Here is a 13,600-nt window from a genome sequence, read left to right on the forward strand (position 1 = left end):
TATTACAATTTTAAAAAACTCTTTTAAAACACATAATCTGATAGATCAGATAAAAACTGTTATAATTCGTTGAGTATTTCCCTAGCAACAAAATATTTTCAAGATCTACTTATACTTAAAATCTTTTCTTGAACTTTCAAGTAATTCTGTGTTTATAGACTGTACAACTTTGTACAGTCTGCAAACACAAGAGTTCAGCATCCTTGCACTTAATTTCTAAAGCAAAAATTCCACCGCATATTTGCCTTGTGAAGTTGAAACAACAACAAAAATCCATCAAAGTATAGATTAAAAAAACTGAAAACTTATACATACTAAGTGTTTTGGGATCAAATAATTATCTGTGCTATTCATGATGCCATTCTATAAATCCAAAGCATCAATAAATTGAAATAAAAAGATGCAAAGATTATAGGCAACTACCAAAAACTCCGTCAAGTAAGCTACAAAACGGTAAATCAAAAATACAAATAACAACACAAATAGTATTAAAACTATGTCAACAACGCCAACAGAATATAAATACTACCCATCCCTGTCGGACTTAATGAAGCCTGAAGATCTTCCCGATTTCTTAAGTTTTATAAAAGATGGACTACAAAGTGTCTTTGATAAAATGTATTACAAAGACTATCAAACTTCTAAAAGTACTTCAGGAAGTAGCGCTTTTTATAGTTTGGATATTATCAGTAGAAAAAAATTAGCTTTAGAACTACCCGGAACTGGAGTTTTCTTCGTTTTAAATCCTGATTATGAAGATTCAAAAATCTCTTCGTTTCCAGTCACTGTTTTTTGGGAATGGGAAGTAATGCGCTATCTCAAATATTTCAACAATAATAGCTTTTCATTTTCCGTAGAAGATTTTTATGATCTTGCCCTTACGGTTTTGAACATTTCTGAAGAACAAATTATTCAGTTAGCTATTAACACTTTTGTAGTTCAAAGCAGTCCAGCACTTTCAAAATTTGGACAGCTTGTGCAAGATATAAACAGATTATACAACACTGCGATTACAATTGATGAATCTTCAGAAAATAAATTACAAGAGTTAATTGTACAGATTAATCTTTTAGATAAAAAAGTTGCTCCTGCTATCTTCTCTTTGTATTTACTATCAACAGATTTATCTGAAACTAAAGCTAAAATCAAGACCTTTTTCTCTTCTTTCATCCCTAATGATATTGAAGAATACATTAAAAAAATTATTACTCCAAAGTCAAGAGTAACTCTTGAATTAGCGGCTGCAATTGAATTTCCAAGAAAAATGTTAGTGCCTTGGAATGAAGAGGGTACTAAAAGAGATGAAGATGAAACGCATATTGCCCGTTTTCAATTTGCAAAAGCTCTGCTATATGCTGATACAGAAGCTGGAATGGGGTACAATCTGGAGCTAGCAGGAACTTTGTCTCCTAAGTATTGCGAAATTGGGAAAACGGGTATGCTTATTCAAATTGAAAATTTAAAACTCGATTTAAGTAAAAAAACAAACATTCCAGAAGCTACCGCAGATGGCAGACCAAATGATTTCTTGGGAGTTTACGCTCGCGCGGTATCTGTAACTTTACCTTCAAAATGGTTTCATGATTATGAGAAAGAAGGACAAGGAAATACAGCTACAACATTAAGAATTGGGGCATCTGATTTACTAATTGGAACAGGCGGAATTTCTGGAGATATATACCTAGAGACAGTTCCTGTAAGTACTGGTATTTTTAGCTATTTCGGCGATAAGTTCGATTTTCAGTATCCTCTTTCAATGTTACAAAGGAATGAAGAAACAGATGTCGTTGAAATCACACAAATTGCCGATTACAATGAATTGCTAGATTATTTGCAAGAATTTAGCGCTTCAAGTACTTTACCTTATCCTTTCAGTTATCCTTTAACATTAACCACTAAGTCTACATTAGTATCTTCAGAAGTTAGTCCAGCTACTATTTATACTTTTAAGAATGCTAAAGAATATCAAACTTTTTTATCAAAACTTGCACCAGATAATACGCTTTGGAAGAAAATAGGTAATCCTAATCGTGGTTTTGAAATTGGTTTCAACAAATTTGATATTTCTTTCAAACAAAACAAGGTTATTGGATCTAATATCAAAGGACAATTAATTATAAACAAATTAAAGAATCCTGACGGAAGTTCTTTCCACGCAACGCTTGAAGGCCACTTATATGATGATGGCGATTTTAACCTAACTGCTTCTTTTGATAAAGCAAGCGAACCAAAAGCGAATTTATTCGGACTTGTAGATTTCGATTTCCACAGTTTTGAGCTAGGAAAACAAGATGACGATTATTATGTAGGAACTTCTTGCTACGTTTCTTTCCCTGAAGGAACATTAATGAACAGATTGGCTAAAGGTCAAGGTTTTGATGTTGAAAAACTTCGTATTTATAGCGATGGAAATATTGAAGTTGAGGGAGGTTCTATTCCGATTCCGATTAATTTATCTGTGAATCTTGGACCAGTTCAGATGGCGGTAAGCAACATCAACTTTGGTTCAACACAAATTAATGGACATAAATATAATTTCTGGGGATTTGATGGTGCTATCAGTGTCAATCCTCTTGGATTAGATGCTCGTGGTGAGGGTATTAAATACTATTACAGCACAGAAGAAGGATTCAAAGATTCTTTCATCAGAATCCAAACTATCGAAGTCGATTTGATGATTCCGGGAACAGCTTCAGAAGAATCTGCGATGGCTATTATTCATGGTATGATTTCGTTACCTCAGCCAGGAGAATCACAAGAATTCATGGGAGAGGTTTCCTTAAAATTGCCTAAAGCTAAAATTACAGGAAGCGTAGGAATGCGTTTTGCGCCTAAATACCCTGCGTTCTTAGTTGATGCAGGTATTGAATTGCCAACAGGTATTCCGCTTGGATTTCTTTCAATCACAGGTTTCAGAGGTTTATTAGGATTTAGATATGTGGCTACTAAAAAAGCAGCTGGCTTAACAACCGAAAATTCTTGGTACGAATTCTACAAACATCCAAAAGCGGGAATCAACATTAGAAAATTCAGTGGGCCACCAGATTCTATGCAATATAAATCACCTTTCTCTATTGGAGCGGGTGCAACATTTGAATCAACAGGGGGAACTATTTTAAACATGCGAGCCATGTTATTACTCTCTCTGCCTACTCTATTTTATATCGAGGCAGGATTAAATGTTCTTGGCGATCGATTAGGCCCTATTGAGAAAGATCAAAGCACTCCCCCATTCTTTGCAATGGTTGCTTTCGGAGATAATTCACTGGAACTTGCCGCTGGAGCAGATTTTCAAATGCCAAAAGATGGCGGACAGATAATTCAATTGCATGCTTTATTAGAAGCTGGATTTTTCTTCAAAAACCAGAAACCTTGGTATATTAATCTTGGTTCTAAAAAAGATCCGATTACGGCTAGAATCTTAACCTTATTTACAGCTAAAGCCTTTCTTATGCTTTCGGCACAAGGAATTGAAGCAGGAGCACGATTAGACTTTAAACTGGAGAAAAGCTTCGGACCTGCAAAAGTCAAATTATGGGCATATTTGGAAATGGGCGGAAAAATTTCATTTAAACGTCCTCAAATGGGTGGTTACATTGCCGCTGGTGGAGGAATTCAGATTAAAATCTGGATTATTAATGTTGAAATTGTCTTAGACACCATCTTCTCTGTAGAATCATTTAAACCGTTCTTGATTTATGCAAAATTAGAATTAAGTGTACGTGTTAAACTTGGTTTCATTAGAGTACGTAAAAACTTCTTGATTGAGCTTCAATGGGATATCAACAGAATTGTCGATCGTACGCCTTACAGTCCGCTTCCTAAAGGCACACATGGAGATGCTAATGACAACAGAACTGCTGATTCTGTAAAAGGAGTCCACATGCTTACCAACGAAGCTTTCTTGCTTGATTATTTTAATCAAATGCCTAGTCCTAGTTCCATTTCTAAAGTGATTCCGCTAGACACTTTTATCGATATTAAAATGACTAAAGGGGTATTGCCAAATACTAGTCTTTCTAAAATAATAGGTGGCTACACAGCTGATGCAAAAAATTATACTGATTTAATGCCACCTGAAGGAACATCAAAAGCAGGTAGAAAACTTCGTCAGGTGAAACACCAATATTCAATTGAATCGATTGAATTACTTTCTGCAAATGGAAACTCTTGGGAAGCTTATCATCCTTTTAAAGCTGTTGTTGATAAAGACTCTAGAGAACTTGTAAAAGATTTGCCTTGGGCGCAATGGCAAAAAGTAATCGATCAGTACGATAGCATTCGTGTATTGGCAACTAATCCATTTTCATACTTAAGCGCGGGAGAGCCTGGCTGGCATGTTCCGGAACAATTCGGAATCACACCTTCTAAGCTATTCTGTGTCTCTGATAGCATTGAAGCAGAATATGTCAACTTTAAAAATAAAAAAATAGGAAAACGTTATTATGTACCTACTCAATATGAAGCAGATAGAATCAATGGTCTGTTCTTTAAACTCGTTGGTGAAACTCCTGAAATCGTGGATGGCAAGCTTTCTGGCGGAGATTTTATGAGCATTTCTGGAGAAAGCAATCCTTTTGGTTTTAGAAGATCGCTTTCATTCAAAAATTATGATAAAGTCGAAATCATTTTCCCTGAATCTGCTATTGAACCGACTTTAAAACTTACAACTCAAGCCAAAACGGTAAACATTACTGCCTATACTTCGGTTTTTGAAGAAGGAGACAAACTAGCTAAATATGAAGAAGTTAAAATACGTAAGGCTATAAATTCGCCAGCTTTAAAAGAGATCGCTTACACAAAAGCTGAACTGAGATTGCCAATAACTTTATTTGATGAAAACGGAGATATTTTATCGAAAAAGAAAATTGATAAAATTGTCATCAGTCCAGTGGCTGCAAATGCTGACGCTATTTTAGATGTTCGAAATAAAATTGCTGCGTTATTCAATGCTACTTACGCTTCAACTGATGGAGAATTTATTGTATCAGAACCAAGCGATATCGCAGAATACGATCGTTTAATGGCGCTATTGGAGCAATTAAAAGCTGAAGCAGGTAACGATAATCCAACTGGAACTTCTGAGCCATTAACATTTACTCGTTTTTACGGATACAACGGAAGGTCTCTTTTTGCTTTTGATAAAGTTTTTAAATACAATGACACCTATTTAATTTCATTTCATCCAACACCGAAAACTACTGTTGTCGCACAAATTGATGCAAAAGGAAATTTGTTGAGAGAACGTTTATTGAATGGTTTGGTAACATCAATGCAAATTGTAAATAACAATTTATTGATTACTCAAGCTTTGGATGCAACGCAATGCAAAGGAATTGGAGAAGCTGTTGTTGATGACACTTTTGTTGTGGGCTGCGTAGCTCCTGCTGCTGCAACTGCCATTATTGAACTAGATTCTGAATTAAATAGAAACTCTGGAATGCAATATATGAATACGTATTCTGAAGGTTTCAATAAGCTTATTTCATTGTCAAATAATGAATTGCTTTGGATTAATACTTTGTCAGATGGAACTCAAATTAACTGGATTAACGGTACAGATCGTTCTCTTTTACGTCGCTTAAAGGTTGACGAAGTCGCTATCAAAGTTCTTCAGCATAACAGCACTGATTTCAGTTTGATTACTAAAAACAAAAAAGTTATTCGTTTCAGCATCAATCTTAGCACTAAAGCAATTACAGTAACAGATACAAAACTAGTTTCAGAAACATCCATTTCTGAAATTACAGATGCAGTAATTGCCAACGACAAAGTCTTGCTTACGGTTAAATTAGCAAACGGAAAATTCGGATTAGTTCAAATTAACGGAACTGCTATTACGGTTGTCAAAAACGATACAATTTTTGATTCTGCAATTTATTTATCGAATAAGACTTTGGCTGACAATTCTGTTATTGCTTATAATGAAAAATATTTATTTGTATTTAATACCTCATTGAACCTTTCAAGATTAATTGAAATAGGAAGTGCAAATGATCAGGCCTCTATTATTAACATTCAAAATGAACCTTCCGAAAATGAGATTCTAATGCTTTCTTCGAAACAAAATGAGAGAGGAATTTATTTCTCTTTATTTAATGATCAATTTGATAACTGTTCTTTAAATCCAAAAGAAACTGTTTCAGTTGTTTCGTCTGCATCTGCTCTAACAGATTCGACTGTGACTCAAACAGACTTAGGAAGCACCGATAAAGTGATTTATACAAGAGGAACAAAATCTTCAAATTTATTGACGATTAACGCTCTTATTTGTTCTGCTGGAGGAGATTCTGATGATGATAACGAAGTAAACTACTCTACTTCTATTCAAGAAATTGGATGGTTGACTAAGGAAAGCGCAATGCACAATTTAACTATTCCTGGTTCTGATGCTGTTGCTGAAGATAATCAAGCAATGGAAGCTGCAATTCAAAATACAGTTCAACCGATTTGGAGACCAAATTCAACTTATTGCTTAAAATTCACTTTGGCAGATAGAGTCGATGATAAAGACACAACTAGATTCGATTATTATTATGGTTTCAAAACATTAGGACCTGTAGGTCACTACCCTGTTCCAGATCCTATAGTTCCTGCTGGACAAGATGCTCCTGCTAAAAATGAATTGACCGATTTATCAAAATCACCATTGACTTCATTGAGACAGTATTTAGACTACAACCGTTCTTATCCAAATGCCGATGGAAGTTTATTATTATCTAAACCTTCATTCTACGGAAATGAGCAATGTAAAGTGTCGTTGTTCTTTAAAAATCCTTATGTGTATCATATGCTTAAAGAATGGGATGTTTACGACAGCAGAGCAAAAATTGGTGGTGCTTTAAATCTTATTATTAAAGATCCTTTAAACGATGTCTTAATTCCATATCCGTTACCAGTACAAACAGTAGAAAATCCTACTACGTATCCGCGTGCAGAAAAAGAAAACACAAAATGGGTTGATGATAACGATCCTAGAATTCCTTTGAATATTCAAATGTTGCAAAACATGATTAAAGGAAGTACTGGCAAAATAAAATGTGACATTACAATTGGAGATGCTTTAAAACCAAAATCGTATGGATATGAAGTAAAATTAACAGATTTAAAACCTTCGAAATTATATACTGTTTTAGCGAAAAACTATTTCGATAAAAATCAAAATAATCAAATAGAAGACTCAGAAAATGTATTGGTGCACCAATTTGGTTTCCAAACCTCTCGATATAGAGTTTTTGCAGAGCAAGTCAACAGCTATGTTCTTCACCAAGCTGAAGCAAGAAAAGCTTTATTTGATATTCCGTTGAGTTTAAGCGAAGATCAGATTACATCTTTAAACAATGTTGTCTTAGGACTTGATGACACTTTAAGCAATTCATTGGCATTAAAATATCAGCATTTATTTGATCGCGCTTTTGAAGGAATTCTAAAAATGTCTCCTTTGGATCCAGCTCAGTCTACAGAAGTTAACCGAATTATCAATACCAATACTGGTGAAGTCGTAGCGCTTTTAGTTCGTAATCCGGAGCCATTTAACATTCCTAAAATTCCATTAGAAGAAATTCAAAATACCATTTCAGTAGTTGATGATGCTGGCGTAGCAAAAGCAAACTATAAAGCCCTTCATTCTAAAGACTATGCTCAGGTATTAATTATGAATGACAGTAAAAAAATTACTGATTCAAGTTTAAATATCAAGTTCGAATACAGAATGTGGAATAACAACGGAACTGTTGATGCCAATTCAACGCCATTAACAGTTCGTGCTGCTGAGCCGGTAACCTTAACTATTGAAAATATAAATCTTTAAAAAACAATAAAAATGAGTTCTATAAATCTTCAAGAAAGCCAATCCTCAGGTTGCGAAACGTACATCGCTATCGTTGTCGATGAGTCGGGTTCGATAAATGGCAATGAAGCGCAGCAAATACGAGATGGGCTGACTTCATTTATCAATTCTCAAGCTCAAAGCAAAATTACACTTTCGTTAATCGGAATGTCTAGCAGCGACAGCAATTCAAGATCAGAGCATGTTATTCAAAAAAGAATTTCGGGAAATACTTCGAGTTTTTTAAGTTGGATTAACGGTTTTGGTTCAAGATCGGCCGATCCTCAATCTGATCACTGGGCTTCTGGTTTAGAAGTGGTGAATAATTTGACCGTAATTCCAGACGTTGTCGTAGTTGTTACAGATGGTTTTCAGGTCAATGATACCGATTTGCTGAAAAATTTATATCAAAATCTGGATGATAAATCACATATTTTTGTTTACGGTGTCACAAGCACCGTAAACAATGCTACCGAGTTGGTAACACCAATTACTAACTTTTTAGGAAAAACGCCTGTGCTAAAAAACAGCGGTCTTTCTATGCTAAATACAGACTATATCAGAGTTCCTGATTTTAGCACTTTAGGAGCAGAATTAAATAAGTTAAGTAGTGATTTATCAGGGGCGCAAATTGGATGTTTGCCTAATGTGAGCATTATTCAAAATAAATTGGTTTATCCTGTTTTAAAGAAAGGTCTTGCCGTACACGAAAGTGCAGGAACTTTGGTTCTAAGAAACAAAAGCCGCGTTCCTATTACTTTGCCAGCGGGAATACGAATTCACAATGCAAGTAATCTTGGCGGATTGATTTTCAGACTTGAAGAAACCGTTGTTATTTCTGGTTTGGCGAGCGTAGAAGCAAAAATCCGAATTGACGGAACGCCTTCTGCAATGGAAAGCCACAATGCTTTAATTGTTTTACCAGGTGTTTTAAATCCTAACAATTTTAAAATCAGTTTTACTGTAACCAAAGAGGTTTATATTGTTGATATTAATTCTAGCAAAACTGCTTTGCAATCTACAAGTTTGCAGATCGCAGCGGCAGGTTCTAAAGGTATTGATAGTACAAAAGGTATTCATCTTCGTTGGCTTTTGGCTGGAGAATTGGGAGCAAACCACCTTCCAAAAGGAGATTTATATAAAGGCGGTAATCTTAATTTTAACAAACCAGACGATTTCGTAAAACTGTACAGAGCGCCTTATGCTAAAGTCGCCTATAAATTAGATTTAACGAAAAAACCTCAGTCTGTAGATAACAATAAAGCATTATGGGTTTATAAAACTCCTGCTCTGCAAAGATCAATCTATGTTTATTTCAAAAACAAAGCAAAATATCTTTTAACAAGAGCTAGCATTAATCCGATGACAGATCCATCTGGTTTTATTCAAGCTTATGGAAACGAAATCATTGAGATTGAAAACAAAACCGAATTGTTTTTTGCTGCAGAACTTAAATTTAATGCTGCAGATATCTCAGGCACTGTTAAATTAGAAACATTATCTGTAGCTGAAAACAGCATTGCTGCATCAAAAAGAGTTACAAATCGTAAATCCTATTCTTCTGCACAGGTTAATGCTATTCGTGTTGTTGCTGAAAACGGAAGAAGCCTTCGCTTTAAAGCAAATAAATGTTTGTTAAGCGAAATCAATTTTGAATTTTATGGTGATTTTATCCAAAATGCAAATACAAGTGGAAATTGGGATTTAAAAGGAAAATATGCTTTAACGACTACTGACAGTAAAGCATTTGAACAATTAGAACCAAAACTAAATGCTGTTCACGGAAAATGGTTAAAATTTAATGATGGAGAATACGTCAACGTAAACAACTATAAAAATAAATGGAGCCTCCCTAAAGGTGAGGATGATAAAAACATCAAACAAGTTGTTGAAAGTTACATCCAATTGAGTCTTGACGGTACAAATCCGACTGCAGTAGAAACTATCAAATTTCAAGATAATATTCCTGCCAACGAACCTGCACCTGGAGATGAAGCAAAATTTGAAGAAAATACAACTGAAATATCGAATCTTGATTTATTGAACATTGCTGCAAATGATTATCATATTGCCAGAATGTTAGGTTTAGGATGCATTGATATTGATCAAACGGTTCTTTCTGGTGAATATATCTATCTGACAGAGTACGTTACTTTTAAAAATTTAGAAGGAGGCACAACTCCAAAAGAAGTACAGCACCTTTCGATGAGTATTCCAACTTCTGTAAACACAGAACGTTTGCCTCTTCCTGTACAATTGAGTAAATATTTACCTGGCCTTAACGCAGGTTCAGATGAAGACGATCAATCAGCAAAAATTACAGATCCTAACGGCTATAGTTTTGATGGAAAGAAAAGGTATGTGAGTTTGTTTATGAATGACGTTGCAGATTATAGTGTAAATACTTCTTTTTTTGATTCTGCAGACGAATTTGACGGAAGTTCTTTTACATTCCCTATCTATGCTGGAGTTGATTATAAATTTAAAGGTGAGTTGAATTGGCAAAAACCAGAATTAGCCTGTGACACAGCTTATTCCAACGTTACCAAAGATTTAGCCGATGCTTCTTTTGAACCTTCACCAATTATTATTCCTGAGTCCGGAAAATCTTTTTTGAATGTTCGCCAAGAAAAAACAGGTTTGCAAACCTATGTATATCAAGGTTATGGTATTAATATTTTCTCGAGAGCGACTTCTGGGAGACAGTTAGAGATTACTTCTCATATTAAACCGAATAATACGCTAATGCCTCCAACTGGAATTAATTCTTTATTAATTACAGAAGAAAATCCGTTGATGTTTACTTCGATGAATGAGCAGGTTAAACTGAAAACGCTTTTAGACAATAATGCAATAACTGATAAAACTTACATCCGACTTCTTTTTGAATATTATTCTGCTCAGGAATTATTAAGTTACAGTATTCCAGATGGAATGACTAAAGAGGACGCCTTACTTTCTGATAAAATCTATCCAGATAACGAAGAGCTGTTTGCTGATTATTTTAAAGTTTATTTTAGAGATAGTCTTCCTCAGATTGAACATGCAAAAATTGCAAACATTACTGATAGTCCTTCAAATGAACTTACATCAATTATTAGAATTAACGAATACAAAATTCTAAGTAGCGGCGAAGACATTAAAATCAATTTAACCAATGCTAATAAAGATAGATTTATCGGAGGTATTTTAACAGTTGGTGAGGAAAACTATATCATTCAGAATATTAATGTTGTTACTACAGCAGGAAAGTTTGGATATGCAGATGTTGAAGTACTTAAAAAAGAAGTAGGTCAAAGCCTTTCTGATGGGAATGCAACAATTGATTCTGAACAGATTAAGCAAATCAAAAAACCAGTTAACGAATTATGTTCTTTAGTTGAAAATATGCTAACGCCTGCAAACTGGCGCCAGCCAAGTCCAATTGGTTTTCAGGTTCAAATACCGCAAGCCTTAAAAACTGTAAATAGAGAAATTGTTTCACAAAAAGACAGTCCAGGAAATGACACTTTACAAGTAGAAAAAACTAGAGGAATTTGGAATGATAAAGTAGAAATTAAAAAAGTTCTAGAGCAAGCTTATCAAGTAGATGCCAATGGAGAATATGTATTAGATAAAGACGGAAACCCAATTCCGCTTCCAACGACAGAGAAAAAACATTTTGGTTTGTATCAGCTTACTTTCAAAGGGTTAAAATTAGCTCAGCATCCACAATTCAATAATGGCAACCAACATTCGGTTGAATGGATGAACGGTACTGTACGTTTATTTACTACAAGCTGTTTTGAAGGCTCTAATCCTATTCCTGTAAAATCTAGAAAAGAATTTAAAGTTGTTCGTGCAGACAATATCGGAACTGACCAGGATTTAGTGTTAATTGTCAATGATCCTAATTTTAAAATTAAAAAAGACGGAACCCAAGAAATGGATCCGACTTATGATCATATTATTCTTGAAGAGGATGCAAACCACAACCCAAAAGAGCAAAAAGTAAACTATTATCCAAGTTACAAAGTATATCTTTTTTCTGATCCTTCAAACGGAATTACAGCTGCAAACATTCAGCCAAGAGAAGGAGAAAATACCCATTATTCAATTTTCGGAATTAGCAGCCATTCGAATGGTTACGATTATGATTCTAAAATTAGTGCGCCAACTCCAATGTATGCGGTCAGAATTGAAAAACCTGTAAAACCTGAGGATGTAAAAGGAGCTTTGTATGCCACTAGACCTGACTTTTTCAACAGATCAACATACACGTTCACAACTAGATACACGCACAAACCTTACGGAATGCTGCATTACAGGGCAAATGATCAAGCTTTATTAAGTGCTTTATACGAGACCGCAACAATTGCCGCAATTCGTGAAGAGCTTAGTAAACTTGGCGGAAATAATGAAGCGTATTTTACTAATAGATGGCAAAATTTCTTAGACTTTAACGGATTACAGAATAAAGCTAATTACGAAGCTTATCCTCCTGAATCTGTTTCTGAAGAAAATTATCATTTTCCAGTTCCTGACAGCAAATTACTGAGAGATGAAATTAATGAATTTATTAAATGGCATAATACATCACAAAATCAAAGTGTTCCAGACGTAACCACTTTAACAGCTCTTAATCAAGTTATTATTCCTAAGACAGGGGGAATTGAAGAAGATTTATTAGCAATACACTTTATAGAACAAGTCATTCATGCCACTTTTGTACCACTTACTGAAGTACCTGTCATTTACGAATATATTAATGATAATGACTATGTGCCGGTTAATAAAAAGCAAACCATCAAAGACAAGAATGGTAATGTTTTAAAATATCCGCATCCTGATTTAGACATTGCTCCAATGATGAAAATCACAAATGCAGCAGAATTTAGAACGCAGTTTACAGATTTTAATCTAGACGGTAATTCACAAAACATTTATTTCTATGGTGTTCGTGAAATGGATATCAAAATGAATTTCAGTGAGTTTAGCACTTTCTTAGGACCTGTGAAACTAGTTCCTTCAAGTCCGCCACAAACACCAGAAATTAAGCGAATTATGCCTGTTTTAGAAAATCAGGTTTTAGGAATCAAGCCTTCTATTCAAATTGAATTAAATGCTTACAAACCAGAATACAACATCAGAAAAATAAATATCTATCGTGCAAAAAATATGCTTGATGCACAATCGATTAGAACAATGACTCCTGTCAAAGAAATTCTGATTAATGAAGACACCTTATCTACTGATTTTAATAGTGTTTGGACGGTTTATGATGAATTTGAAGATTTAGAAAGCGTTCCTTTTGGTGATGGTCTTTTCTATAGAATTACGGTTTCAAGAGAAATTGAATACGCTGATCCTAGCTCAACCGATCTTAACCCAATTATCAATATAGATTATACGCCGTCTCAACCATCAAAAATTACTGCTACAATAATTGCTGATAATAGAGCTCCAGAATCTCCAGAATTAACAGCTACTGGCGTTCCAACTGGAGAAAATGAATCTGTATTGAAACCAATTGTATTCAATTGGGAGAAAACGGTCCATAATGGTAAATATCATTTGTATAAAATGAATAATCAAGGAAACTGGGATAAGATTCAAGAGAAAATTTCTAATGAAAACACAGTGACATTGGCTTTACTGGAGACCAAATTGGAAACCGATGAATTAACTATTAAAAATGCTGATGATGAAAGAATCTACCATCATTTCAAAGTGCTTGCTGAAAACTCTTCAGGCATGTTTAGTAGTGAAGAAAAAATTCTAACCCTATAAATT

The 13,600-nt window shown here is 34.5% G+C and carries 2 protein-coding genes; both read left to right on the forward strand.

What is annotated here, in order from left to right; genetic code table 11:
- The first annotated feature begins 496 nt into the window (after positions 1–496).
- Entirely contained in the window at positions 497–7,810 is a 7,314-nt protein-coding gene (locus ACWA1F_RS10670) for a hypothetical protein (RefSeq protein WP_456893734.1), read from the forward strand.
- Between the two features lie 12 nt (positions 7,811–7,822).
- The gene (locus ACWA1F_RS10675; protein ID WP_456893735.1) at positions 7,823–13,597 is read left to right on the forward strand and encodes a VWA domain-containing protein; all 5,775 of its coding nucleotides are present in this window, start codon (positions 7,823–7,825) and stop codon (positions 13,595–13,597) included.
- The last annotated feature ends 3 nt before the right edge of the window (positions 13,598–13,600 follow it).

This window comes from Flavobacterium erigeronis (assembly GCF_054075165.1).

Bases quoted from the DNA above. Each gene is read 5' to 3' on its own strand.
- ACWA1F_RS10670 (WP_456893734.1), top strand. From the start codon at position 497: ATGTCAACAACGCCAACAGAATATAAATACTACCCATCCCTGTCGGAC.
- ACWA1F_RS10675 (WP_456893735.1), top strand. From the start codon at position 7,823: ATGAGTTCTATAAATCTTCAAGAAAGCCAATCCTCAGGTTGCGAAACG.